Here is a 24,420-nt window from a genome sequence, read left to right on the forward strand (position 1 = left end):
GCACAGTGCGGCCGACGGCCTTGCCCGGTGCCGCGCTGGTCCGTCGCCGGGTCCTGGGGACAGCACACGGAGCCGGACGATGAGCGATGCGATGTGGGAACGCGGCGTGGAGTGGCTCTCCGCCGCGGCGAGGGACCCTCGGGTCTGCAAACGCGAGTGGGACCAGGGCGACGGGATCGCCCTGCTCCAGGCGGGCCGGTACTGGGACGTGCTGAGCGTCCCGGACCGGCTCGGCCTGCTCACGCTGGACCTGCTGTGGCAGCCCGCACTGCCGGTACCGGGGCCGACCCTGGTGGACACCGCGGCCCACCGGGTGGGCTTCTTCCTGCCGCCAGACCCGGGCAGCCGGTGGATCGGGGCCGGGCTGCGGCACGCCCGCCGGGGCTCCTGGGTCGCGGTGCCCCCGCCGTACCGGCCGGCCCGGTTCCTGGAGTGGCTCGTGCCACCGGACGGCACCGGCGCCCTGCACGCGCCCGTCACACTGGAACTGGCCCTGCGCCAGGCCAACGGCACCCTTGCCGTACTGACGCCGGTCGGCGCGGACTAGAAGGGCTGTCGGACTTCGGGACGGTCCAGGAACTGCGGTGCGACCTGCGGTGGAAGGCCGCCTGCGGGCTGGGCCTTCACGACATGGCGTTCGACCCGTCGCTGCTGGCCTACTTCCGCCGCCGGCTGGCCCGTTCCGCCCGCCCGAACCGGATCTTCGAGGCCGTGCGCGAGGTCGTGAAGGCCACCGGTGTCCTCAAGGGCAAGCACCGCAGGGCGCTGGACTCCACCGTGCTGGACGACGCGGTCGCCACCCAGGACACCGTCACCCAGATCATCGCCGCCGTGCGGGCGGTGATCCGTGAGGTCCCCGGCGCGGACGCGGTCGCCGCTGCGCAGTGCACCGCGCACGACTACAGCGACCCGGGCAAGCCCCGCATCGCCTGGAACGACGAGCAGGCCCGCGCCGCTCTGGTCGACACGCTGGTCACCGATGCCCTGCGGCTGCTGGGCCACCTGCCCGAACAGCAACTCGGCGAGAAGGCAGCCAACGCGGTGGGCATCCTTGCCCTGGTCGCCGGCCAGGACGTCGAGCCGGCCGAGGACTCCGACGGCCGCGACGGACGCCGGCGCATCACCCGGGGCACCGCCCCTGGCCGGGTGGTCTCCACCGTCGATCCCGAAGCCCGCCACGTCCACAAGACCCGCTCCCGCCGGCAGGACGGCTTCAAGGCCCACCTGGCCGTCGAGCCCGAGACGGGCTTATACACCGCCGTCGCCCTGCGGCCCGGCGCCGGAGCCGAGCACCACGAGGCCGCCGTCGGCCTGGACCTCCTCGCCGAGGAGGACGACTCGCTGGACGTCTTCGGCGACACCGCCTACTCCACCGGCGACGCCCGCCAGGCCCTGCAATCGATCTTCTAGGGCGTGTTTCGCGACAGCGACACCCGGCCGCCGCCAGGAACAGGGATCGCTCCCCGTTTTCAACTCACTTATGGGCAACGGCATTTCAGGCACTCGGCGCAGAACCGAACAGAAGCCGGTCGGTTTCGCGCTGAACTCTCGCCCAACCGGGCAAGAGCGGCCGATGACGGTGTGTACTGTGCTGCGAGAACCCCGATGCGACCCCTTTCTGGAACCACTGGAACCCGAATCGATGATCGAATTACCGGACCTGGTGGCCGGCGGTCTGACCGTCGGCACACTGTCCGCGTTCGCCCTCGGCGGCGGCCTGCTGCGGGCCCGGAGGCAACGCGCCCACGCGCAGGCCGAGACAGCCGCCCTGCGCACCCGACTCGACGGAACCGTCAGGGCGTTCACGGCAGAGGTCGAGCATCTGGCGGCGCACCGGGTACCCGCCGCCGCCCGCCAGGTGGCCCATCGGCACCTCGACGTCCCGGGCCCGTTGCAGCCGTTGACCGTCGGCACCCCGCTCGGCATCGCCCTGGAGAACGTGCTCCTCGCGCTCCAGTCCGAGGTGCTCGCGCAGCGCACCCGGGTGGACGCCGCCGCGCAGGCCGGGATGCGCGGCGCCACCCGGGAGATCCAGGCGGCCCTGTACCGCCTCCAGGACGCCCTGCGCGTGCTGCAGCAGCGCTACGACGACCCGGAGCTGGCCCAGACCCTGTTCCGGCTCGACCACGAGAACGAGCAGTCGCTGCGCCGCGCCCAGGTCACCGCGGTGGTCTGCGGGGCCTGGGTGGGGCTCGCCCGCGAGGAGTCCCACGTCGTGGACGCGGTGACCGGCGGCCAGGCCCGGCTCGCGGGGTACCAGCGGGTGCGGGTCCACAACCACCTGGAGCCCGGCACCGCCCTCGTCTCGCACGCCGTGGAGCCGGTCGCGATCATCGTCGCCGAACTGCTCGACAACGCGCTGCGCCACTCCTCCCCCGACACCGACGTCGTGGTCGGCCTGGAGCACGTCCACCACGGGGTGTGCGTCACCGTCGACGACGCGGGCCTCGGCATGACCCGCGACGAACGCGAGCGCGCCCAGCGGCTGGTGGCCGGCGACGAGCCGATCCTGCTGACCGGGCTGGGCGATCCGCCGCGCATGGGACTGGCCGCGATCGGCCGCCTCACCCGCCAGTTCGACCTCGGCGTCGACGTCTCCTCGGCCTCCCCCTACGGCGGGGTGCGCGCGGTGCTGCGCGTCGAGAGCCATCTGCTGAGCAGGATCGACCCCGAGGAGCGGCCCCCGGCGGCCAGCGCCCCGCGCACCACGCGCCGGACGGCCCCTGAACGCACCTCGCCCTCCCACACGTACGGAACGGAGAACCAGGACGCGGAGCCCGCCGGGCACCACGGCTCCCGGGACGCCGACGGCCTGCCCCAGCGGCGTCGCCGTTCCCGCGCGGCCGTGGCCGAGGACTCCGCGGCCGTCCGGCCGGCCCGCCGTCCGGAGGAGGCCGCCGCCGCACTCGGCGCGCTTCAGTCCGGCACCGCGGCGGCCCGCTCCGGCGCGGACGAGCCGGCCACCGGGCAGGTGGCCGGAGACGGCACAGACGCCACAGACGAGACCGACCAGACCGACCACGCAGAAGGAGGAGCGGCCCGATGACCAGCCGCGACACGGGCGACACCGCATGGGTGCTGGAGCCGATCCTGCAGGTGCCGCACGTGGTGGCCGCCGTCATGCTCACCCGGGACGGCCTCGTGACGGGGTACACCGACGCGCTGTCGCAGCCGTCGGCCGAACGGGTGGCCGCCATCACCAGCACCGTACAGGGGGCGTGCCGGACGGCCTCGGCCGCCTTCGCCGACCGGGAACGGGCGGAGGTCCGGCAGATCGTCATCGAGTCCGACCACGGGTACGTCCTCATCGTGCCGACGGACCACGGCACCTGTGTCGCCGCGTACGGCGGTGTCGAGGCGCGCCTCGACCTGCTGGCGCACCGGGTGCACTCCCAGGTGGCGCGACTGGGAGAGAAGGCCATGGCGGCCGCGCCCAGAGGAGCCGACGACAACGCTCCGGCATGACCGGACGCCCGGCCGGCCGCCCCCTGGTCCCCGCGTATCTGTCGACCGGGGGCGTGGCCCGGCCCAGCCGCCCGCACATGGAGCGGCTGACGGTGCTCGCCCTCACCGGCGATCCGCTGCCCCGAGGTACCCCCGACGGACTGCCCGAGGTACTGCCCGCCGCCGGACTCGCCCTGCTGGAAGCCCTGGAGGGCGGCTCGCTGGCCGTGGTGGAGGCGGCGGCGTTGCTGCGGCTCCCGGTGTCCGCGGTGCGGGTGCTGGCGGCCGAGCTCGAAGACCGGCACCTGGTACTCGCCCGGCCGCCCATCCCGCCCGCCGGGCGGTTCGACCCCGACCTGCTGAAGAGAGTGGCCGATGGCCTCCGCGCCCTCAAGCACGACTAGCGCACCCTCAGGCACGACCGGCGCGCCCGGCGAGACGGATCGCGTCCATCTTCCCGACACCGCCCGCGACCTGGTGAAGATCCTCGTCGCGGGGCCGTTCGGAGTGGGCAAGACGACCCTGATCGGCTCCGTGTCGGAGATCCGGCCGCTGCACACCGAGGAGCATCTGAGCGAGGCGTCCGCGCAGGTGGACGATCTGGCGGGGGTGCGGGACAAGACGACGACGACCGTCGCGATCGACTTCGGCCGGGTCAGCCTGCCCGGCGGGGTGGTGCTCTATCTGTTCGGCACGCCCGGACAGGAGCGGTTCCGGGCCCTGTGGGACGACATCGCCTACGGGGCGCTGGGCGCGCTGGTCCTGGTGGACAGCCGCCGTATCGACGCCTCCTTCGACGTGCTGGGGCTGGTCGAGGAGAGCGGACTGCCGTACGCGGTGGCGTTCAACGAGTTCCCGGACGCGCCCCGGCACCACGGGGTGGAGCGGCTGCGCCGGGCCCTGGACCTGGAGGCGGACACCCCGATGGTGACCTGCGACGCCCGGGACGCGAACTCCTCGATCGACGCGTTACTGGCGCTGGTCGACCATCTGCTCACCCGAGACCCGGTGGAGACCCCGTGACCACCTATCCCGCGGACCGGCGGGACTTCTCGCGTTCGGCGCCGGTGCGCCTGTGGGAGGAGGGCTTCGCCTCGGACCCGCGCCACTACTACGGCGCGCTGCGCGCCCAGGGCCCGGTGGGCTGGGCGGAGCTGGCGCCCGGGGTGCCGGCGTACGTGGTCACGGACCGGCGGGCCGCGTTGGACGTGCTGCACGACGAGGAGACGTTCTCGCACGACCCGAGGGCCTGGGAGACGACCGTCCCGGCCGACTCACCGGTGCTCGGCATGATGCGCTGGCGGCCCAACGCGCTGTTCTCCGACGGCGCCGCCCATGTCCGCTACCGCACCACCCTGATCGATGTGTTCGACCTGGTGGAGCCGCACGATCTGCGCGGCCGGGTGCACCGCGCGGTACGGCTGCTCGCGGACCGGATCGGTCCGCTGGGCGAGGCGGACCTGGTGGGGGACTTCGCGCGGCCGCTGCTGGCGCTGGTGCTCAACGACCTGTTCGGGCTGCCCGACCACGAGGGCGACCGGCTCAACGACAGCCTGGGGAAGATGATGGAGGGCGGCGCGCAGGCCGCCGAGGGCGAGGCCCAGTACGCGCAGTACGTCCTGGAGCTGATCGCCGCCAAGGCAGGGACGCCGGGGGACGACCTGCCGAGCCGGCTGCTGGCGCATCCGGCCCGGCTCACCCGCGAGGAGGTCACCTGGCAGGTGTTCCTCACCCTCGGGGCCGGCTACGAGCCGACCGCGAACCTGCTGTCCAACACCCTGTCCCGGATCCTCGGCAACCCGGCCTACTACTCCACCCTCACCAGCGGCGCGCGTCCGGTGCTGGACGCGGTGGTGGAGGTGCTCCACCACGAGACGCCGCTGGCCAACTACGGCGTCTACTACGCGCGCAGACCCGTCTCCTTCCACGGGGTGTGGCTGCGCGACGCGGTACCCGTCGTGGTGTCGTACGGGGCGCTCGGGCACTTCTCGGAGCAGGGGGTCACCGACGGCCGGCATCCGAACGACGCCTCGCACCTGTCCTGGGGCGCGGGCGCACACGCCTGTCCGGTCAAGCAGCACACGCTGCTGCTCGTCACGGAGGCCATCGAACAGCTCACCCAGTGGCTGCCGGACCTGGACCCGGTGCTGCCCCGGGCTCGGCTGTCCTGGCGACCCGGGCCGTTCCATCGCTCGCTGACCGCCCTGCCCGTCCGTTTCAGCCCCCTCTCGCCCTCTTCCGACCAGCCAGGAGTGTCCTCGTGACCGTGACCGACCGCATCGCCCTCGACACGCTCGGCGCCGACATCACCGCCGAGAGCGCCCGGCTGCGTGCCCTCGGGCCCGTCGTGCCCGTCGAGCTGCCCGGCGGCATCCCCGCCTGGGCGCCCACCGGGTACGACACGCTGAAGCAGCTGATCCTCGACCCCGAGGTCAGCAAGGACCCGCGCCGGCACTGGCGGCTGTGGCCGGAGCTCGGCGAGCACCCCTCCTGGGCCTGGATCCTCGGCTGGGTCGGGGTGGTCAACATGCTGTCGACGTACGGCGCCGACCACACCCGGCTGCGCAAGCTGGTGGCGCCGAGCTTCACGCACCGGCGCACCGAGGCGCTGCGGGAGCGGGTGGAGGCCGTCACCGCCGAGCTGCTGGACGACCTGGAACGGGGCGGCGAGGTGGTGGACCTGAAGGCCGGGCTGGCGCATCCGCTGCCGATGCGGATCATCTGCGAGCTGTTCGGGGTGCCGGAGGGGATGCGGGACGCCGTCGGCCGGCTGATAGCGGCGCTCATGGACACTTCGAACACGAGCCCGGAGCACGCCGCGTTCGTGCAGGAGCGGATCGGCACGGTCCTGGGCGGGCTGATCGCCCACAAGACGGAGCAGCCGGGCGACGACATGACGACCGAGCTGATCCGGGTGCGCGACGAGGAGGGGGACCGCCTCAGCGACGAGGAGCTGCTGTACACACTGCTGCTGGTCATCGGGGCCGGGTTCGAGACGACCGTGAACCTGGTCGGGAACGCGGTGGTGGCGCTGCTGGGGCGGCCCGAGCAGCTGGCGGCGGTGCGCGCCGGGGAGATCTCCTGGGACGCGGTCATCGACGAGACGCTGCGGGCGCACCCGTCGATCGCCTCGCTGCCGCTGCGGTTCGCGGTGAGCGATCTGAAGGTCGGCGAGGTGACGATCCCGGCCGGGGACGCGATCATCACGACGTACGCCGCGGCGAACCTGGATCCCGAGCACTACGGACCGGACGCGGACGTGTTCGACGCGACGCGGGCGGCGGAGGACCACCTGTCGTTCGGGATCGGGGTGCACCGGTGCATCGGGGCGCCGCTGGCCCGGATGGAGGCGTCGATCGCGCTGCGCACCCTCTTCGAGCGCTTCCCCGAGCTGAGCGCGGCCGACGGGAAGCTGGAGCAGGTGCCGTCGTTCATCGCGTTCGGCTGGCAGGAGATCCCGGTCCGGCTGCGCGGCTGAGGACGACCGCGGGGGCTGCGACCAGACCCCCGTGCCGGTCGCACCCCCGCGGTACCTCGAACCTACGTGCCGCGGGACGGGGATGTGAATCGTGGCGGTGCCCGTTCGCGGGCGCCGAGGACTCAGTTGTGCACAGATGAGTCCGGATGGCCCGATTCCCCATCCGGGACCCGGACGGGACCCGGCCGGTCCGACGGCCCGTCAGTGGTCCTGGCGCAGGTCGGGCTGGTCGAGTTCGCGGGTCGCGAGGTGCGCGAGGACGACCTCGTAGAGGTCGCTGCCGGAGGCCAGGAGCTGGCGTTCGAGGACGGGTTCGGCGCTGCGGACGTGCTCGCGCACGGTCTGCGCGTGTACGCCCAGCAGCTGTGCGGCGCGTTCGGCGTTGCCGCCGGCGGCGAGCCAGGCGCGCAGGGTGCGGCGCAGATCGCGGGCGTCGGTGTCCAGGCGGGCCAGCAGTTCGCGCGCCCAGGTACCGAGGGCGGGTCCGGTGAGCAGGTCGCCGAGCCGGGCGGGGGCGTCCGGCCGGACCGTGGTGCCCTCGGTGAGGGCGACTTCCGTGTTGAGCGCCAGGTGGACGGTGGCCCGGACGGTGAGGTCGGAGAAGTCGGTGCCGAGCAGGTTCTCGACCCGTTCCATTCGGGCACGGACGGTGTTGCGGCTGACGCCGAGCACCTTCGCGGCGCTGACCGCGGTGAACTCCAGTCCGAGGCGGGTGGTGGCGAGCAGTTCGGCCCGGGTGTGGTGCGGGAGGGTGTCGAGGGGGCGCAGCAGCCGGGTGCTCCAGGAGCGCAGGACGTCCGGGTCCATCAGGCGCTCGGGGTGCGTGCGCTCGGCGTAGACGGCGGTGTGGTCGGGGCGGAAGCGGGCGACGGCCAGGGCGCTGACGGCCTGTCCGTAGGCGGTGGCGGTGCCGGCGAGGCGCTGCCGGGCGCTGCCGCCGAGCAGGGCGTCGGGGGTGCGCTCGCACACGGTGCGCAGGGCGGCGGCCGTGGTGTCGTCGGGGACGACGACGATGACATGGCCGTCCACGGCCGGGCAGCGGACGACGAGGGCCTCGTCGCGGGTGGCCTCGACGCAGGCGTCGGCGAGGCGGTCGCGGTCGGCGGGGCTGGTCTCCACGACGTAGACGCATGTGGTCTCGGTGTCGAGCAGGCCGGGCCAGAGCCCGGCGGCGACCCGGCGGGCGGCGACGATGTCCTCGACCATGAGCAGCTGCAGGATCGCCAGGCGCAGGTCGGCGGTGGCGCGGGCGAGGCGGTCGCCGGTGGCCACGGTCTGCTGGGCCCGCAGCAGCAGTTCCAGGACGCTCGCGGCGCGCCGGAGGATCTCGGCGGCGCGCCGGTCGAAGGGGGCGGTCCGGCTGACGACGAGGACGGCGGCCGTGCCGGGGCCGGGCCGTTCGACCCGGACGAGCCGCAGACGGCGGCCGTCGCCCTCCCAGGCGGCGGAGGCGAGGCGGCCGCAGACGAGGTCGCCGAACAGGTCGTCGTCCAGCGGCATCCGCTCCCCGGCGAGCGGCTCGCCGCAGCGGTCCAGCAGGGACACCGTCGCGTCGAGGGTGGTGGCCAGCCAGGCGACGATCCGCCGGACACCGGACCCGGCGGGGCGCAGCTGGTCGAGCAGTTCCTGCGCCCATGAGGAGTCCGCGCCGCCCGTCGCGTCGGTGTGGCGGTTCCCGTCGTCCCGGCCGGTCATGCGCGCGCTCTCCTCGTCCCATCCGGCCTGCTCGGGGCCGTGACCAGTGATTTCGGTCGGGGACGTTACCTCACGCCGGGCTCGGGCCCGAGCCCGGCGGGATACCGGGACAGGTCAAACATAGGACGCAATGCGGACGTGAGACTCGGTCGCCCGCGCCGTACGATGGGGCCGTGGCCCAGCTGCGTGCCGCTCAGAAGCAGATGACCCGTCGGCTGCTGCTGTCGACGGCCCTGGAGCTGTTCGGGAAGCACGGCTACGCGGGGACGACGGTCGACGACATCGCGCGGGCCGCGGGCACCACCCGGGTGACCTTCTACGCGCACTTCCCCTCCCGCACCGCCCTGATGACCGCCCTCTGCGCCGAGCTTGCGGAGCTGACCGCCGAGGACACCGAGCACCTCGTCGACGTGGTGCGCGAGGGCGGGCGGGACGGCATCGCGGCCTGGCTGGCGACCTCGGCGGAGCGCTGGTCCGCGATCCGGCCGTACGTCCTGGCCGCGGAGGAGGCGGCGGCCGTGGACGCGGAGGTGCGCGAGCTGGTCGAGGGCCGGTTCGACGAGCTGGTCACCGATGTCCGGGCCGCACTCGACGGGGCCGGCCGGTTCGATCCGGGCTCCCGGCGCATGCGCGGCTTCCTGGCGCTCGCCCAGCTCGACCGGCTGGCCCGGCAGTGGATGCGGCACGGCTGGCAGAGCGAGCCGGAGACCGCGCTGGACCTCCTCACGGACAGCTGGGTGCGGTTGCTCGGCCGGCCCGCACCCTGAGGCCCACGGATAAGCTCGGCCAATGGCCAAGTACTACGACGTGCACCCCGACAACCCCCAGCCGCGCACCATCGCACAGATCGCGCAGGCCATCCGGGAGGACGCGCTGATCGCGTACCCGACGGACTCCTGCTACGCGCTGGGCTGCCGACTGGGCAGCAAGGACGGCATCGACCGGATCCGGTCCATCCGCAAACTGGACGACCGGCACCACTTCACGCTCGTGTGCCGGGACTTCGCCCAGCTCGGGCAGTTCGTGCGGCTGGACAACGACGTGTTCCGCGCGATCAAGGCGTCGACGCCGGGCAGTTACACCTTCATCCTCCCCGCCACGCGGGAGGTGCCGCGCATGCTCCAGCACGCGAAGAAGAAGACCGTGGGCGTCCGCATCCCCGACCACGTCGTCACCCAGGCCCTGCTCGCCGAGCTCGGCGAGCCGCTGCTGTCGAGCACCCTGCTGCTGCCCGGCGAGGACGAGCCGATGACCCAGGGCTGGGAGATCAAGGACCAGCTCGACCACGTGGTGGACGGGGTGGTCGACTCCGGGGACTGCGGCACCGAGCCGACCACGGTGATCGACTTCTCCGAGGGCGAGACGGTGATCGTGCGGCACGGCGCCGGGGACACCTCACGGTTCGAGTGAGCCCGCGGCCGGGGACGCGGAAGACGGGCCCCGGTCGCGGACGGTTCCGGACACGCCGGGCGGTCCTGCGCCCTACCGGACGGTGAGGCAGGCCCGGTCCACCGTCTGGACCAGGGTGTTGCCGTCACGGTCGGTCAGCCTGGCGCGCAGCGAGACGGTGCCCGGCTCGGCGGGGTGTCTCGGCGCCGGTCGGTCGCCGTGCACGGTCCGCGCCGGCGCCCAGGTCCCGCCCTCGCCGTACGACACCTCGAACGTCAGCTTCTGCACGGTCCGCCGGTCGGCCGCGCCCCCCCAACCGGGAAGGGCGCCCCGGTGCCCCGGAACGCGGGAGCCGCTCGCGGAGGGTGTGCCGCCCCCGGTGCAGGTGACGATGAGCGGCAGGTCGCCGGGTACGACAAGGGTGTGCCCGTCGGTGCCGGCGACGGAGCCGTCCGGGGCGACCGACACCCGGTCGTCGGCGGCCGCCGCGAAGGTCTGGGTCATGACCGGTGTGCCGGTCGCGGCCAGCACGACGGCCATGGCGATCACCGCCGCCACGCGTAGGCCTCTACTGGGGGACCCGGACATGCTGATCACCTGTCCGCACTCGGAAAGGGCTGCGGGGAGGCTGTACATGATCACGGTCCACGAGGGTGCAGTCGCCTTGTGACCGGGCCTGGACCGCTCGACAACGGAACGGCAACGGCCCTGGGACGGGGTGCCTCGCCGGGGGGTGGGTGGTGCGTGCAACGATGAGTCCCGCAGCCCCCGTTCGACCGCGCAGAGAGGCACCCCCCCCCATGACCTCCGTACAGGGCACAGCCGTGGACATCACCACCGAGGACGGCGTCGCGGACGCCTATGTCGCCCACCCGGGCGACGGGGCGCCCCGGCCGGGCGTGCTGCTCTACCAGGACGCGTTCGGCCTGCGCCCGCACCTCAAGGCGATGGCCGACCGGCTCGCCGCGGCGGGCTACGCGGTGCTCGTGCCCAACGTGTTCTACCGGCACGGACGCGCCCCGGTGGTGGAGATGCCGGAGTTCATCGACCCCGTCGCGCGGCCGGAGATCTTCGGCAGCCTGATGCCGCTCATGCAGTCCCTGACGAACGACCTCGCGGCGCGGGACGCCGACGCCTATCTGCGCTGGCTGGAGGAGAGCCCGCTGGTCGCGGACGGCCCGGTCGCACTCACCGGCTACTGCATGGGCGCGCGGCTCTCCCTGCTGACCGCCGGCACCCACCCCGAGCGGGTCGCCGCGGCGGCGGGCTTCCACGGCGGGGGCCTCGCCACCGACACCCCGGAGAGCCCCCACCTGGTGGCCGGCCGGATCACCGCCGAGGTGTACTTCGGGCACGCCGACAACGACCACTCCCTGCCGCCCGAGCAGATACAGCGGCTGGAGGACGCCCTGACGGCGGCCGGCGTGCGGCACACCCACGAGGTCTACGAGGGCGCGCAGCACGGCTACACGCAGGCCGACACCTCGGCGTACGACGAGAAGGCGGCGGAACGGCACTGGGTGGCGCTGCTGGACCTGCTGAAGCGGACCTTCTGAACCGCGGAGGGCGCCCGGACCGTTCCCGGGCGCCCTCTTTTCCGCACCTCCGTTGACATGGGCACACCCATGGTGCCCCTGTGAGAGCGCTCTCAGAACAGGTCTGGACCAACCCCACCGGTCTCCCGGAGGTGGAGAGTGCTCACCCGCATCAGCACGGCACTGCTCGGGACGGTCGCGTTACTCGGCGCGCTGCTCACCCTCGGGCCACCGGCCGCAGCCGCCGTCCCCGACACGATCCCGCTCACGATCACCAACGACTCGGGCCGCGGCGAGGCCCTCTACCTCTACAACCTGGGGACCTCGCTGACGACCGGTCAGCAGGGCTGGGCGGACGCGAACGGCGGCTTCCACGCCTGGCCCGCCGGCGGCGACCCGCCCACCCCTGCGCCGGACGCCTCGATCCCGGGTCCGGCGGCCGGCCGGTCGACGACCGTGCGGATCCCCAGGTTCTCCGGCCGGATCTACTTCTCGTACGGCCGCAAGCTCGTGTTCCGGCTGACCACCGGCGGGCTGGTGCAGCCGGCCGTGCAGAACCCGACCGACCCCAACCAGGACATCCTCTTCAACTGGTCGGAGTACACGCTCGACAGCTCGGGGCTCTGGCTGAACAGCACCCAGGTCGACATGTTCTCCGCGCCGTACGCGGTGGGCGTGCGGCGCGCCGACGGCAGCACGGTCACTACCGGCCACCTCAGGACGGGCGGCTACAACGGGGTCTTCACGGCGCTGCGCGGTCAGCCGGGCGGCTGGGCGAACCTGATCCGGACGCGCTCCGACGGCACGGTCCTGCGCGCGCTCTCGCCGCTGTACGGGGTGGAGACCGGGGTCCTTCCGGCGACCGTGATGGACGACTACGTCAACCGCGTCTGGCAGAAGTACACGACCACGACGCTCACCGTGACGCCGTTCGCGGATCAGCCCGGCACGAGGTACTACGGCCGGGTCTCCGGCGGGGTCATGAACTTCACCGACACCTCGGGTGCGGTCGTCACCAGCTTCCAGAAGCCGGACGCGGCCGGCGTCTTCGGTTGCCACGGACGGCTGGACGCGCCGAACGACGCCGTGCGCGGGCCGATCTCCCGCACCCTGTGCGCGGGCTTCAACCGGTCGACGCTCCTGGTCGAGCCCGCACAGCCGGACACGACCCCGGCGGACTTCTACCAGGACGCGGTGACCAACCACTACGCCCGCGCGATCCACGCGCGGACGGCCGACGGGAAGGCGTACGCCTTCGCCTTCGACGACGTGGGGCAGCAGGAGTCCCTCGTCCACGACGGCTCACCGCGCGAGGCGTATCTGACGCTCGATCCGCTCTCCTGACCACGACGACGTCCCGCACGCGGGCTCCCCCCGCGTGCGGGACGTCGGTGTCGGGTGGCGCGGATCAGCCGGTCGTCACGGCGGTGTCGTCGATGACGAAGCTGGTCTGGAGCGAGGAGTCCTCGACGCCGCTGAACTTCAGCGCCACGGTCGAGCCCGCGTAGGAGCCGAGGCTGAAGGACTTCTGGACGTACCCGGAGGCCGCGTTGAGGTTCGAGTACGTGGCCAGGGTGGTCGAACCGGCGGTGACCGTCAGCTTGTCGTACTGGGTGCTGGTGGTGGTCTCGGCCGTGTCGACGTGGAGGTAGAAGGTGAAGGTGGTGTTGGTGCACCCGCTCGGGATCGTCACCGACTGGGACAGCGTGTCGGTGTGGGTCGAGCCGTAGCCGTCGAGCCACGCCTTGTAGGAGCCGGTACGGGCCGCCTGGCTGCTGGAGTTGGTGATGACACCGCTCGTCGCCGTCCAGGTGGTGTTGCCGGACTCGAAGCCGTTGTTGCCCAGCAACTGGGTGGAGGTGCAGGATCCGCCGCCGGAGGAGCTGACCGTCCAGGTGAAGGACGCGGTGCCGGTGGCGCCGGTGGAGTCGGTCACCGTGACGGTGGTGCTGTAGGTGCCGGCCGTGGTCAGCGTGCCCGAGATCAGACCGGTGGAGCTGATCGACAGCCCGGTGGGCAGACCGGACGCGGCGTAGCTCAGCGTGCCGCTGTTGGTGCTGGAGGCCGAGATCTGCAGGCTGACCGCGCTGCCGACGGTGGTGGACTGGCTGCCCGGGTTGGTGACCGTGACGCCGGTCGACGGGACCGTGATGTGGCTGCCGACGTTGATGCCCGCGAAGGCGTTGCCGACCCCGGCGTACTGGGTGGAGCTGGAGCCGTAGAGCGCCGCGGCGGCGTTCAGGGCGGCGGTGCGGGCGCCGGCGTAGTTGGTGGTGGACGTCATGTACGTCGTCAGCGCCTTGTACCAGATCTGGAGCGCCGCGGCCCGGCCGATGCCGGCGACGGCGACGCCGTCGGAGGTCGGGCTGTTGTAGGTGACGCCGTTGATGGTCTTGGTGCCGCTGCCCTCGGAGAGCAGGTAGAACATGTGGTTCGCCGGGCCCGAGGAGTAGTGGACGTCGAGGTTGCCGACGCCGGAGTACCAGCTGTCGGCGGAGCTGCCGTCCTTGCTGGGCTTGTCCATGTAGCGCAGCGGGGTGCCGTTGCCGTTGATGTCGATCTTCTCGCCGATGAGGTAGTCGCCGACGTCGGAGGAGTTGTTCGCGTAGAACTCCACGCCCGTGCCGAAGATGTCCGAGGTGGCCTCGTTCAGACCGCCCGGCTCGCCCGAGTAGTTCAGGCCCGCGGTGTTGGCGGTGACACCGTGGCTCATCTCGTGGCCGGCCACGTCCAGCGAGGTCAGCGCGTGCGTGCCGCCGGAGCCGTCGCCGTACGTCATGCAGAAGCAGTCGTCGTCCCAGAAGGCGTTGACGTACGACGAGCTGTAGTGCACCCGGGAGTAGGCGGCGACGCCGTCGTTCTTGATGCCGCTGCGCCCGAAGGTGTTCTTGTAGAAGTCCCAGGTGACCTGGGCGCCGAAGTGGGCGTCGACACCAGCGGTCTGGGTGTTGGAGCCGGAACCCGTGCCCCAGGTGTCGTCGGTGTCGGTCATCAGGGTGCCGGTGCCCGACGTGCCGTTGTTGAGGGTGTACGTCTTGTGGCCGCCGCGCGTGGTGTCGTTCAGCTGGTACGTCGACCCGGACAGCGTGGTGCCGATGGTGACCGTGCCGCTGTACTGGCTGTTGCCGGTACCGGTCTTGATGTCCTGGAACTCGGAGAGCTTCGCTCCGGTCAGGGCGTCGGTGATGACGTGCAGCCGGCTCGGTGTGCCGTCGTCCTGGAGGCCGGTGACCACGGTCTCCCAGGCGAGCTTCGGCGTGCCCTCGCCGGCCCAGATCACCTTGCGGGCGCTCTGGGTGGCGGGGGCCGTCGCGTCGAGCGCCGCGGCCCGCTTCAGGGCCTTGGTCTCGGCGGAGGCCTTGCTGTACGTCGCCGCGGTCGACTTGACCGAGATGGCGCGGCGGTTGTTGTTGAAGGTCGTGCTCACCGTGCCGGCGGCCAGGGAGGCCGGGGGCGTGTGCACCACGAAGTCACCGCCGAGGACGGGCAGTCCCGCGTACGTGCGCTCGTAACGCGTGTGCACAGTGCCGTCGTTGTCCTTGACGACGTCCTTGACGACGAGCTTCGTCCCGGCGGGCAGGCCCAGGGACTCCGTCGTCTGCTCCGTCTTCGCCTGGGCGCCCTTGATGAGCGCGGTGCGCTGCGCGGGCGTGACGTCGGCGGCGAGGCCGCCGCTGCGCAGGGGGGTGGGGTGGGGCGCTGCGGGCTTCGCGGCTGCCGGGACCGACTGGACGCCGAGGGCCAGAAGGGCGGTGGTGGAGAGCAGGGCCGCTCCGACCGCGGTCCGCTTGCGGGGGTTGGGTCTCACTCGTTCTCCTACTGCGGCGGCCGCGGGGTACGGCCGGTGACAGACCGGGCAGACGGCTGTGCTGTCCGGGACGAGCTGAGTCGTGCGGGACCGTGCGACTGCGTGGGGGGTGTCCTGCCGCTGGTGTGCGGCAGTTGGGAGGGAGAATGACAGGCTTGACCGTTACATGTCAGCCCGAGCGAGCGCTTCGAGGGTTATCCCTCGGTGCCGGGCCCGACGGGGACCGTCCCCCCCTGCCCGACGGTGAGCGGGCTGTGCGCGCCCTGTCCGTCCGGTGCGACACGCCGGGTCCGCTTGCCCTCACCCCACTCTTACACGTAGACAATCCTCCACGAACAACCGTGACTCTGGGGGGAGTTGCCGATGGAAGGCACGATTGACGGCTTCCGGTACGGGCTCGTGACACCGGTGGCGGCCTATCTGATGGCGTGCCTGGGAGGGGCCCTCGGGCTGCGCTGCATCGTGCGGTCGCTGATGGACAAGGACTCCTTCCGGACGGGCTGGCTGGTGCTGGGGGCCACCTCGATCGGCTGCGGCATCTGGACGATGCACTTCATCGCGATGATCGGCTTTCGGGTGCGGGAGACCCGGATCGGCTACGACGTGTGGCCGACCGTCCTCAGCCTCGCCGTCGCGGTCGGTGTGGTCGGCGTCGGCGTGTTCCTCGTCGGCCGCCCGGACGCGGGCCGCGGCGCGCTGCCCCTCGCGGGCACCCTCACCGGTCTGGGCGTCGCCGCGATGCACTACCTGGGCATGGCGGCGACGCGGCTCGACGGCACCCTCGTGTACGACCCGCTCCTGGTCGCCCTCTTGGTGCTGATCGCGGTCGGCGCGGCCACCGCCGCGCTGTGGGCGGCCGTCACGGTCCGCGGCTTCCTGACGAGCCTCGGCGCCAGCCTGGTGATGGGCCTCGCCGTCTCCGGGATGCACTACACGGCGATGGCCGCGGTCGGCGTCCACGTGCACGGCACGACGTCGTCACGGGCCGGCGACTCGCCCACCTCGCTGCTGCTGCCGATGCTGATCGGACCGGTGATCTTCCTGGTCCTCGCGGGTGTGGTGGTGATGTTCGACCCACTGCTGGTGCTCGGCGACGGCGAGTGGAACCGGCCCACTCCGGACGAGCGGGCCGATCCCCCGAAGCGGCAGGTCAGCCGGTCGTGGAGCGGGGGGTGAGCGGCCCGGGCGACGACGAACTGCGGCCCTCGGTGCCGTACGTGGCGCACGGCGCCGGGTGACGGATTGCTACGGTGCACCGCGTGTCTGACTCCTCACGTGATACCGCCGCGGGCGCCGGCTGGGGCGAGGCGGAACCCGGCGCCTACCGTGCGCTGATGCCCGGCCGGGTCGAGAAGATCTCCTGGTTCGATCCACGGATGCTGTGGGCCGCCCGCAACGGCGTGCTGGCCTCCTGGTTCGGGGACCCCACGGGCCGTACCCGCGACCGGTGGGTCGCCCAACGGCAGGCGGCCGGGGCACCCGCAGACAAGGTGATCCGGCGCTCCGACCCCGACCACTTCTCCTTCATGGTCATCGGCGACACGGGCGAGGGCGACGCTTCCCAGTACGCCGTCGTGCCGGGCTTTCTGAAGGTCGGTCAGGGTACCGCCTTCACCGTCCTCGCCAGCGACGTCATCTACCCGGTCGGCAGCGCGGACGACTACGCCACGAAGTTCTTCCGCCCGTACCGGGACTACCGCGCGCCCGTCTACGCGATACCGGGGAACCACGACTGGTACGAGGACCTCGGCGGGTTCATGCGGGTCTTCTGCGACGACGCCCCGCCGCTGCCCGCCGAGCCCGCGCCGCGCCCACTGACCCGCGCCTGGCTGCGCTCCCGGCTGTGGCACCGGCCGCGCCCGCACGACGGACAACACCTCGACGAGGCACGGACGTCACGGTCGGCGGCGGACCAACTCGCCGTGCAGCCGGGGCCGTACTGGGCGATCGACGCCGGCCCGGTGCGGATCGTCGGTATCGACACCGGTCTGCTGGGCACCCTCGACGCCGTGCAGGGCGCCTGGCTGCGCGAGGTGTCCCGGGGGCCCCGGCCGAAGATACTCGTCACCGGCTCGCCGCTCTACGTCGACGGGGAGCACCACCCCTGCCCCATCGAGGGCGGCGGGACGGTGGACGACATCGTCCGCGCCCCGGAGCACCGCTATGTGGCCGCGATCGGCGGCGACATCCACAACTACCAGCGCTACCCCGTACCGTTGGCGGACGGCCGCACCCTCCAGTACGTCGTCTCGGGCGGCGGCGGGGCCTTCATGCACGCCACACACACCATCCCCCGGGTCTCGATCGCAGGCGTCTGCGAGCGGGACTTCCGCTGCTACCCGCTGCGCGGCGACTCCCTCGCCTTCTACAGCCGGCTCTACGGACGCCGGCTGGGGCTGCGCCGCCTCTTCTCCCTCAGCGAGGCCGAGGCCCAGGCGGTGATCGCCGAACGGCTCGGCATCCCGGCCACCCGCGCCCCGGGGCCCGAGGTCCGGGTCACCCGCCGGATCCGGCTGATCGCGGGCCTGCTGGGCACCGGGCGCCGCCCGGAACGGCGGCGGCGCCTGCGGCTCCCCGTGCGCAAGATCTACACCCAGCTGTTCTCGCCGGGCTCCGCGACGTACAGCCCGCCGTTCTTCAAGAGCTTCCTGCGCCTGGACGTCACCCCGGAGTCGATCCGCCTGCGCTGCCACGCGGCCACCGGCAACCACGCCCAGGAACTGAACCCCCCGGTCGAGGACGAGGTGGTCATCCCGCTCGTCTGATCACACGCCCGCAATGTTCGGCTGCCACAATCGGGGGAGTACGTTCGTACGACCGCTGGAGGATCCCGTGCCGCCCACCTCACGCCCGCTGCGCAAGCTGGGGTTTCTCACCATCGGGCTGTTCGACGGGGACGACCCGCGGCCGGGGCACGAGACCACGCTGGAGATCATCGAGCTGGGCGAGCGGCTCGGCTTCGACAGCGCCTGGGTGCGCCACCGCCACCTCCAGTACGGCATCTCCTCCCCCGTCGCCGTCCTGGCCGCCGCCTCGCAGCGCACCCGCCGTATCGAGCTCGGCACCGCGGTGATCCCGCTGGGCTGGGAGAACCCGCTGCGGCTGGCCGAGGACCTGGCGACGGTCGACGTCCTGTCCGGCGGCCGGCTCAACCCCGGGGTGAGCGTCGGCCCGCCGATGCACTACGACCAGGTCAAGGACGCCCTCTACCCGAACACCGCCGACGCCGAGGACTTCGGCTACGAGCGGGTGCGGCGGCTGCTGGACCTGGTGCGGGGCAAGTCGGCGAGCGACTTCAGCGGGGTCGAGGGCTTCGAGGTGTTCTCCGACCGGGTGCAGCCGCACTCCCCCGGCCTCGGGCGGCGCCTGTGGTACGGCGGCGGCAGCGTCAGCTCGGCGCGGTGGGCCGGGGAGCACGGCATGAACTTCCTCACCAGCAGTGTCGTCAAGGCCGAAGGACCGGACGACACGCGGGACTTCGCCGAGATCCAGCTCTCGCACGTGCGGGCCTTCCGTGCCGCGCACCCCGACGGCGAGGCCGCCCGCGTCTCGCAGGGGCTCGTGGTCATCCCCACCGACTCGGCCTCGCCCGCGCAGCGCGCCAAGTACGAGGAGTTCGCCGCGAAGCGGCTGCCGCGCACCCGGTCCCCGCAGGGTCCGGCGCGGCTGCTGTTCGCGCCGGACCTGGTCGGCACCTCCGAGGAGATCGCCGAGCAGCTGCACGCGCACGCCGCGTTCCGCGAGATCGACGAGGTGGCCTTCGCGCTGCCGTTCACCTTCGAGCACGAGGACTACGTGCAGATCCTCACCGACACCGCGACGAAGCTGGGCCCGGCGCTCGGGTGGCGGCCGACGGTGGCCGGCTGAGCGCCATAGGGGATCCGGAACGGGACGGGTGGCGTCCCGGCCCCGGGCGACGGCCGTTCTTCGCGCTCTGCGAGGAGACCGACGTACCGGGCACCGGCCACGGGCTGTCGAAGGGCGCGTCCCTGTGCGGGATTCCCGATGACCGGCTCACGGTGTACCGCGGCCCGTTCGACCCGGCCCGGGACACGGCCTGCCCGGACTGCCGGGTGCGGGTGCGGGTGCTCGGAGATCCCGGACCCACGCTCGAGGACCGCCTGGGTCACCGGGTCAGGGGCGCGGTGCCGGGGCCCCTGCGCGGGGAACTGCTGGCGGCCCTGAAGCAGGGGGCGCAGGTCGGGCTCTGGGTCAGCGGGCCGGCGGCGGAGCTGGTACGGCGGCACGCGCGGCCCGAGCGGATCGCGGAGGGCGGCGCGCTCGTCGAGGCCGTGGTGCGCGCGGGCCGGCGGCTGGGCCTGGCCCGCGTGGTCCACGGCACCCGCGAGTTCCTCGTGTTCCTCCCGCAGGACGGGCGTCCGTTCGTGGCCCGCGCGGAGCCCGGGCCGTGAGCCTCACCAGCGGCCGGGCTCGGTGCCCGTGATCGGCTCCGAGGGCTTGCCGTCCACCCCGACCGGGACGTCACCGGCGAGCATCACGCGGTGCATGGTGCGGGGGAAGCCGAGGTGGGCGTTGTCGCCGGGGGCGAGGTGGATGGTGGCCCGGTTGTCCCAGAAGGCGACGCTGCCGGGCTCCCAGCGGAAGCGGACGGTGTACTCGGGCCGCACCGCCTGTTCCAGCAGCAGGTCGAGGAGGGCGCGGCTCTCGGCCCGGGAGACGTCGGCGATCTGCTCGACGTAGTAGCCGTTGACGTACAGGATCCGCTCCCCGGTCTCCGGGTGGACCCGGACCAGCGGGTGCAGTGCGGCGACCTGGTGGTCGAGCAGATGACGGACGTAGGCGTCCTCGCCGGGCCGCGGCTGGTAGCCGACGCCGAGGCGGTGCTCGGCCCTCAGCCGGTCCACGAAATCCCGGACGGGCGCGGACAGTCCGGCGTACGCGGCGGCCAGGTTGGACCAGGTGGTGTCCCCGCCGTAGGGCGGGACCGTCTCGGCGCGCAGGATCGTCGCGGCCGGCGGGTCGATCCGGGCGCCGTGGTCGCAGTGCCAGCCGCGCAGCAGGGTGTGCCTGCGGCGCTGGAGCCATTCGTCGTGCTCCATGCCGAATCTGCCGCCGAGCTCCAGCCGGTCGGCGGTGGTCTCGATCTCCGGGAAGTCCGCCGGTGAGGCGCTGCCCCGTCCGCGCGGCACGACGGGCTCGCCGAACCGCCGGGCGAAGGCCACGTGCCCGGCGTGGTCGAGGCGCTGGCCGCGGAAGAACACCACCTTCCAGCGCAGCACGGCCGCCCGGATCGCGGCGACCTGGGCGTCGTCGAGGCCTGCGGCCAGGTCCACACCCTCGATCTCGGCGCCGATGTGCCCGGCGACCGGTTTCACCTCGACCCCGGCCGCGCCCGCCGCCTCGCTGTCGAAGTCCGTCGTCATGCCCGCTCCGATCGTCGTGAACACCCCTCGCCGAAGATCGTGACAGTCGATCGCCGCCCTGGCGACAGTGCCCGCGGTCCGGCCCGGTTGAGCGGGCCCCCTTCATCCGTGAGGCTGGAGTGACGCAACCCGCTCCGAGGGAAGGGCAGACGGTGATCGACATCCCGGTGCACACGCTCAACGACGCTACGCGGCTTCCGGCCCTCGGTCTGGGTACCTGGCCGCTGGACGACGCACAGGCCGAGGAGGCGGTGGCCGGTGCGCTCGGGCTGGGCTACCGGCTGGTCGACACGGCGACGAACTACCGCAACGAGAGCGGGGTGGGGCGCGGGGTGGCGCGAGGCGGGGTCCCGCGCGAGGACATCGTGGTCACCACCAAGCTCCCGGGCCGCCACCACGGTTACGAGGAGACCCTCGCCTCCTTCGAGGAGTCCCGCCAGCGTCTCGGCCTCGACCGCGTCGACCTGTATCTGATCCACTGGCCGCTCCCCCGGGTCGGCAGGTACGTCGACTCGTGGCGGGCCATGATCAAGCTGCGGGAGGAGGGTCTGGTCCGTTCGATCGGCGTCTCGAACTTCACACCCGAGCACATCGAGCGCCTGGAGAAGGAGACGGGTGTGCTCCCGTCGGTGAACCAGATCGAGCTGCACCCTCTCTTCCCGCAGGACGAGCTGCGGGCCTTCCACGCGGCGAAGGGCATCGTCACGGAGAGCTGGAGCCCGCTCGGGCGGGGCTCGGCCCTGCTCCAGGACCCCGCGGTGGTCCAGGTCGCGGAGGCGCTCGGCGTCACCCCCGCCCAGGTCGTGCTGCGCTGGCACGTCCAGCTCGGCGCGGTCCCCATCCCGAAGTCGGCCGACCCCGGACGGCAGGGCGCCAACCTGGACGTCTTCGGCTTCGCGCTGGGTCCGGCGCAGATGGGCGTGATCGCGGACCGGGCCCACGAGCGGCTGGGCGGCGATCCGGAGACCCACGAGGAGTTCTGAGCCGGGACCGCGCGGCACCCGGCTCCGCCTCGCCCCTCCCGGCCGCCTCGCCGCCGATGCGGCCATGGCCCTCGGGCCCGGCCCGCTTCCGGCGTGATCGGCTCACGACGCGCAGGAAGCCGAGGAGCCGCGCGCCGGGTCCGGCGCCCCGGCGGCCGAGGAGCGGGACGGCACCGGCGGCGGCCGAAGAGCCGGACAGCACCGGCGGCGGCCGAAGAGCCGGACAGCACCGGCGGCGGCCGAGGAGCCGGACAGCACCGGCGGCGGCCGGGGAGAGGCCACCACGGCAGCCGTACGACGGTGACGCGCTCACCCCGATCGGCGGCGCCCCGCATGGTCACTGCGGTTCGAGGCTCTGTTCCGCCCAGATCGTCTTGCCCCGGTCGGTCTGCCGGCTGCCCCAGCGCTGGGTGAGCTGCGCGACGAGCAGCAGGCCGCGCCCGCCCTCGTCGAAGGCGTGGGCGCGGCGCAGGTGCGGCGAGGTGGAACTGCCGTCGCTCACCTCGCAGATGAGGTTGCGGTCGCGGATCAGCCGGAGCCGGATGGGGGGTTCGCCGTAGCGGATGGCGTTGGTGACCAGTTCGCTGACGACGAGTTCGGTGACGAAGGCGGTCTCCTCCAGTCCCCAGGCGGCGAGTTGCGCGGTGGCTGCCTGCCGGGTGGCGGCGACCCGTGCGGGGTCGGGATCGACGTCCCAGGTGGCGACCCGGTCGGCGCCGAGGGCGCGGGTGCGGGCCAGCAGCAGGGCCACGTCGTCGCCCGGTTCCTCGGGCAGGACCGCCTTGAGCACGGTGTCGCACAGGGCGTCGAGGGTGTCGGCCGGCGCGGTGAGGGCGCTGCACAGTTCGCCGGTGGCGCGGTCGACGTCCCGGTCCCGGTCCTCGATCAGGCCGTCGGTGTAGAGGGCGACGACCGCGCCCTCGGGCAGCTCCAGCTCGACCGCCTCGAAGGGCAGCCCGCCGACGCCGAGCGGAGGGCCGGGGGTCACCCGGACCAGCTCCGCCCGGCCGTCGGGCAGCAGCAGGGCCGGGGCGGGATGGCCGGCGGCGGCGAGGGCGAGACGTCGGCTGACCGGGTCGTAGACGGCGTACAGGCAGGTGGCTCCCAGCTCCGCGATCTCCTGGCCGCCCTCCTGGCCGCCCTCCTGGTAGCCCGCCAGGTGGGTGACGAGGTCGTCGAGGTGGGTGAGCAGTTCGTCGGGCGGCAGGTCGACGTCGGCGAGGGTGCGCACGGCCATGCAGAGCCGCCCCATGGTGGCCGAGGAGGGGATGCCGTGCCCGACGACGTCGCCGACGACCAGCGCGACCCGGCTGCCGGAGAGCGGGATGACGTCGAACCAGTCGCCGCCGAGGCCGGCGGTGGAGCCACTGGGCAGATAGCGGTGGGCGACCTCGACGGCGGCCTGGCCGGGCAGTCCGCGCGGCAGCAGGCTGTGCTGGAGGGCGAGCGCGGTGGTGCGTTCACGGGCGAAGCGGCGGGCGTTGTCGATGCAGACGGCGGCCCGGCTGGCGAGCTCCTCGGCGAAGACGGCGTCGTCGGCCTCGTAGTCGTCGGGGTGGGCGATCCGGACGCCGACCAGCACACCCAGGGTGGTGCCGCGCGCACGCAGTGGCACCGAGATCATGGAGTGGGCCCCGCGCCGGTAGGGGCTGCCCCCGGGCGCGCGGGTGTCGCGCTCGGCGAGCCAGCACATGAAGTCGGGCTCACCGGCCTTGCTGCGGATCGCGTGCCCCTCCCGCAGGGCGCGGGCGGGCGGGCTGAACGGCGGATGGGTGTCGGTGCCGCCGAGGCGGACCGCGGCCTCGGGGGTGCCGTCCCGGCCGGAGCCGTGGGCGACCCGGCGCAGCACGATCTCCCCCTCGGGCACGGGCGGCGGCTCGTCGGCGCCCAGGACCCAGTCGAGGAGGTCGACGCTGACGAAGTCGGCGAAGCGGGGGACGAGGAGTTCGACGACCTCCTCGGCGGTGCGGACGACGTCGAGGGTGGTGCCGATGGAGGCGGCGGCCTCGTTGAGCATGGCGAGACGGCGGCGGGCCCAGTACTGGTCGCTGTTGTCGAAGGCCGCCAGGGCGACCCCGGCGACCTCGCCCGAGGCGTCCCGCACCGGCCACATCTCGGTGGTCCAGGCGTGCTCCCGGTTGAGGGAGGGGGCGCCGGTGCAGCTCTCGTAGCGCAGGGGGCGGCCGGTCTCGACGACCTGGCGCAGGTGCCAGTTGAACCCCTTGCTGTGCTCGGCCTCCTCCACGGTGTCCGGGAAGCGGCGGCCGAGCAGGACGTCCTCGGAGACGCCCATGACCTTGCAGGCGACCTCGTTCAGCCGCAGATAGCGCTGACCGGGGTCGAAGACGGACATCGACATGGACGCCTGCTGGAAGGCGCGCCCGGCGAGGGTGGGCTCGGGCGAGGCGGCGCGTTCCGCGGTGAGGGTCCAGCCCAGGGCCTCTCCCCCGGTGCCGAGGAGGGGACAGGCGGTGACGGCGAGGGTGACGGGGTGCCCGTCGCGGTGGCGTACGACGACCGGTCGGCTCCAGGCCTGTCCGCCGGCGGCCGGGAGGTCCTCGGCGAGCAGGTCGGCCGCCGCCCGCCCCACGGCTTCCTCGGCCGGATGCCCCGTCAGCAGTCGGGCACCCTCGCTCCAGCCCGTCACGATGCCCCGGGCATCGATGACCGCCGCAGCGACGACATGCTCCATGCCGTCCAGAAT

Annotated in this window: 21 protein-coding genes and 1 pseudogene; 17 read left to right on the top strand and 5 right to left on the bottom strand. The window is 73.0% G+C overall.

Annotation, left to right across the window (positions count from 1 at the left end; all coding sequences use genetic code 11):
- Window positions 1–79: 79 nt before the first annotated feature.
- The 8 genes and pseudogenes from AQJ58_RS24140 to AQJ58_RS24175 all read left to right on the top strand — a co-directional run bounded on the left by AQJ58_RS24140 (window position 80) and on the right by AQJ58_RS24175 (window position 6,922).
- Entirely contained in the window at window positions 80–547 is a 468-nt protein-coding gene (locus AQJ58_RS24140) for a hypothetical protein (RefSeq protein ID WP_067253295.1), read from the top strand.
- Window positions 538–1,398, top strand: a pseudogene (locus tag AQJ58_RS24145) (transposase); the annotation flags it as partial. The gene AQJ58_RS24140 and the pseudogene AQJ58_RS24145, both read left to right, overlap by 10 nt.
- A gap of 244 nt (window positions 1,399–1,642) precedes the next feature.
- Window positions 1,643–3,046 (top strand): ATP-binding protein, encoded by a 1,404-nt coding sequence (locus AQJ58_RS24150; RefSeq protein WP_067253297.1) that lies wholly within the window; start codon window positions 1,643–1,645, stop codon window positions 3,044–3,046.
- Entirely contained in the window at window positions 3,043–3,465 is a 423-nt protein-coding gene (locus AQJ58_RS24155) for a roadblock/LC7 domain-containing protein (protein ID WP_067253299.1), read from the top strand. The genes AQJ58_RS24150 and AQJ58_RS24155 overlap by 4 nt, the downstream gene beginning before the upstream one ends.
- Window positions 3,462–3,848: a DUF742 domain-containing protein gene (locus AQJ58_RS24160; protein ID WP_067253301.1), complete on the top strand. Its 387-nt coding sequence runs from the start codon at window positions 3,462–3,464 to the stop codon at window positions 3,846–3,848. Before AQJ58_RS24155 ends, AQJ58_RS24160 begins: the two co-directional genes overlap by 4 nt.
- On the top strand, window positions 3,820–4,467 hold the full coding sequence (locus tag AQJ58_RS24165; protein WP_067253302.1) for a GTP-binding protein: 648 nt from the start codon (window positions 3,820–3,822) through the stop codon (window positions 4,465–4,467). Before AQJ58_RS24160 ends, AQJ58_RS24165 begins: the two co-directional genes overlap by 29 nt.
- Window positions 4,464–5,708: a cytochrome P450 family protein gene (locus AQJ58_RS24170; protein ID WP_067253304.1), complete on the top strand. Its 1,245-nt coding sequence runs from the start codon at window positions 4,464–4,466 to the stop codon at window positions 5,706–5,708. The genes AQJ58_RS24165 and AQJ58_RS24170 overlap by 4 nt, the downstream gene beginning before the upstream one ends.
- Entirely contained in the window at window positions 5,705–6,922 is a 1,218-nt protein-coding gene (locus AQJ58_RS24175; RefSeq protein WP_067253306.1) for a cytochrome P450 family protein, read from the top strand. Before AQJ58_RS24170 ends, AQJ58_RS24175 begins: the two co-directional genes overlap by 4 nt.
- A gap of 201 nt (window positions 6,923–7,123) precedes the next feature.
- On the opposite strand, the gene AQJ58_RS24180 is transcribed toward AQJ58_RS24175, so the two are convergent.
- Window positions 7,124–8,617, bottom strand: a complete 1,494-nt coding sequence (locus tag AQJ58_RS24180; RefSeq protein WP_067253308.1) for a helix-turn-helix domain-containing protein — start codon at window positions 8,615–8,617, stop codon at window positions 7,124–7,126.
- Window positions 8,618–8,790: 173 nt separating this feature from the next.
- On the opposite strand from AQJ58_RS24180, the gene AQJ58_RS24185 reads away from it, so the two are divergent.
- Together AQJ58_RS24185 and AQJ58_RS24190 are read left to right on the top strand one after the other, a co-directional pair.
- A complete protein-coding gene (locus tag AQJ58_RS24185; RefSeq protein WP_067253310.1) occupies window positions 8,791–9,384 on the top strand; it encodes a TetR/AcrR family transcriptional regulator in 594 nt (197 codons plus the stop codon).
- A 22-nt stretch (window positions 9,385–9,406) separates the two neighbouring features.
- Window positions 9,407–10,027: an L-threonylcarbamoyladenylate synthase gene (locus tag AQJ58_RS24190; RefSeq protein ID WP_067253311.1), complete on the top strand. Its 621-nt coding sequence runs from the start codon at window positions 9,407–9,409 to the stop codon at window positions 10,025–10,027.
- A gap of 72 nt (window positions 10,028–10,099) precedes the next feature.
- On the opposite strand, the gene AQJ58_RS24195 is transcribed toward AQJ58_RS24190, so the two are convergent.
- On the bottom strand, window positions 10,100–10,594 hold the full coding sequence (locus AQJ58_RS24195; RefSeq protein ID WP_159056307.1) for a molybdopterin-binding protein: 495 nt from the start codon (window positions 10,592–10,594) through the stop codon (window positions 10,100–10,102).
- Window positions 10,595–10,806: 212 nt separating this feature from the next.
- On the opposite strand from AQJ58_RS24195, the gene AQJ58_RS24200 reads away from it, so the two are divergent.
- Together AQJ58_RS24200 and AQJ58_RS24205 are read left to right on the top strand one after the other, a co-directional pair.
- A complete protein-coding gene (locus AQJ58_RS24200; protein WP_067253316.1) occupies window positions 10,807–11,562 on the top strand; it encodes a dienelactone hydrolase family protein in 756 nt (251 codons plus the stop codon).
- Between the two features lie 138 nt (window positions 11,563–11,700).
- The gene (locus AQJ58_RS24205) at window positions 11,701–12,885 is read left to right on the top strand and encodes a glycoside hydrolase family 64 protein (protein ID WP_067253318.1); all 1,185 of its coding nucleotides are present in this window, start codon (window positions 11,701–11,703) and stop codon (window positions 12,883–12,885) included.
- Between the two features lie 64 nt (window positions 12,886–12,949).
- Here the strand turns inward: AQJ58_RS24205 and AQJ58_RS24210 are convergent, their stop codons facing one another.
- Entirely contained in the window at window positions 12,950–15,349 is a 2,400-nt protein-coding gene (locus AQJ58_RS24210) for a M4 family metallopeptidase (protein WP_067253319.1), read from the bottom strand.
- Window positions 15,350–15,712: 363 nt separating this feature from the next.
- Here AQJ58_RS24210 and AQJ58_RS24215 point away from each other — a divergent pair, with 363 nt between their 5' ends.
- The 4 genes from AQJ58_RS24215 to AQJ58_RS24230 all read left to right on the top strand — a co-directional run bounded on the left by AQJ58_RS24215 (window position 15,713) and on the right by AQJ58_RS24230 (window position 19,761).
- A complete protein-coding gene (locus AQJ58_RS24215; RefSeq protein ID WP_067253320.1) occupies window positions 15,713–16,525 on the top strand; it encodes an MHYT domain-containing protein in 813 nt (270 codons plus the stop codon).
- Between the two features lie 83 nt (window positions 16,526–16,608).
- A complete protein-coding gene (locus AQJ58_RS24220; protein WP_067253512.1) occupies window positions 16,609–18,114 on the top strand; it encodes a metallophosphoesterase family protein in 1,506 nt (501 codons plus the stop codon).
- 67 nt (window positions 18,115–18,181) lie between these two features.
- The gene (locus tag AQJ58_RS24225; RefSeq protein WP_067253324.1) at window positions 18,182–19,216 is read left to right on the top strand and encodes an LLM class flavin-dependent oxidoreductase; all 1,035 of its coding nucleotides are present in this window, start codon (window positions 18,182–18,184) and stop codon (window positions 19,214–19,216) included.
- The gene (locus AQJ58_RS24230; protein ID WP_067253329.1) at window positions 19,192–19,761 is read left to right on the top strand and encodes a hypothetical protein; all 570 of its coding nucleotides are present in this window, start codon (window positions 19,192–19,194) and stop codon (window positions 19,759–19,761) included. Before AQJ58_RS24225 ends, AQJ58_RS24230 begins: the two co-directional genes overlap by 25 nt.
- Window positions 19,762–19,764: 3 nt before the next feature.
- Here the strand turns inward: AQJ58_RS24230 and AQJ58_RS24235 are convergent, their stop codons facing one another.
- A complete protein-coding gene (locus tag AQJ58_RS24235) occupies window positions 19,765–20,733 on the bottom strand; it encodes a TauD/TfdA dioxygenase family protein (RefSeq protein ID WP_067253331.1) in 969 nt (322 codons plus the stop codon).
- 152 nt (window positions 20,734–20,885) lie between these two features.
- Between AQJ58_RS24235 and AQJ58_RS24240 the strand changes: the two genes are divergently transcribed.
- Window positions 20,886–21,716 carry an aldo/keto reductase gene (locus tag AQJ58_RS24240; protein ID WP_067253333.1) on the top strand — a complete coding sequence of 277 codons (831 nt, stop codon included), beginning with the start codon at window positions 20,886–20,888 and terminating at the stop codon, window positions 21,714–21,716.
- A 337-nt stretch (window positions 21,717–22,053) separates the two neighbouring features.
- Here AQJ58_RS24240 and AQJ58_RS24245 read toward each other — a convergent pair whose 3' ends face one another.
- Window positions 22,054–24,408 (bottom strand): SpoIIE family protein phosphatase, encoded by a 2,355-nt coding sequence (locus tag AQJ58_RS24245; RefSeq protein ID WP_067253514.1) that lies wholly within the window; start codon window positions 24,406–24,408, stop codon window positions 22,054–22,056.
- Window positions 24,409–24,420: the final 12 nt, after the last annotated feature.

The organism is Streptomyces sp. DSM 15324 (assembly GCF_001514285.1).
Lineage (GTDB): Bacteria > Actinomycetota > Actinomycetes > Streptomycetales > Streptomycetaceae > Streptomyces.

What these genes read in the sequence shown, in the direction of transcription:
- AQJ58_RS24235 (WP_067253331.1), bottom strand. Translation starts at nt 20,733, where the DNA reads ATGACGACGGACTTCGACAGCGAGGCGGCGGGCGCGGCCGGGGTCGAG.
- AQJ58_RS24155 (WP_067253299.1), top strand. Translation starts at nt 3,043, where the DNA reads ATGACCAGCCGCGACACGGGCGACACCGCATGGGTGCTGGAGCCGATC.
- AQJ58_RS24190 (WP_067253311.1), top strand. Translation starts at nt 9,407, where the DNA reads ATGGCCAAGTACTACGACGTGCACCCCGACAACCCCCAGCCGCGCACC.
- AQJ58_RS24180 (WP_067253308.1), bottom strand. Translation starts at nt 8,617, where the DNA reads ATGACCGGCCGGGACGACGGGAACCGCCACACCGACGCGACGGGCGGC.
- AQJ58_RS24195 (WP_159056307.1), bottom strand. Translation starts at nt 10,594, where the DNA reads ATGTCCGGGTCCCCCAGTAGAGGCCTACGCGTGGCGGCGGTGATCGCC.
- AQJ58_RS24160 (WP_067253301.1), top strand. Translation starts at nt 3,462, where the DNA reads ATGACCGGACGCCCGGCCGGCCGCCCCCTGGTCCCCGCGTATCTGTCG.
- AQJ58_RS24215 (WP_067253320.1), top strand. Translation starts at nt 15,713, where the DNA reads ATGGAAGGCACGATTGACGGCTTCCGGTACGGGCTCGTGACACCGGTG.
- AQJ58_RS24150 (WP_067253297.1), top strand. Translation starts at nt 1,643, where the DNA reads ATGATCGAATTACCGGACCTGGTGGCCGGCGGTCTGACCGTCGGCACA.
- AQJ58_RS24245 (WP_067253514.1), bottom strand. Translation starts at nt 24,408, where the DNA reads ATGGAGCATGTCGTCGCTGCGGCGGTCATCGATGCCCGGGGCATCGTG.
- AQJ58_RS24200 (WP_067253316.1), top strand. Translation starts at nt 10,807, where the DNA reads ATGACCTCCGTACAGGGCACAGCCGTGGACATCACCACCGAGGACGGC.
- AQJ58_RS24165 (WP_067253302.1), top strand. Translation starts at nt 3,820, where the DNA reads ATGGCCTCCGCGCCCTCAAGCACGACTAGCGCACCCTCAGGCACGACC.
- AQJ58_RS24140 (WP_067253295.1), top strand. Translation starts at nt 80, where the DNA reads ATGAGCGATGCGATGTGGGAACGCGGCGTGGAGTGGCTCTCCGCCGCG.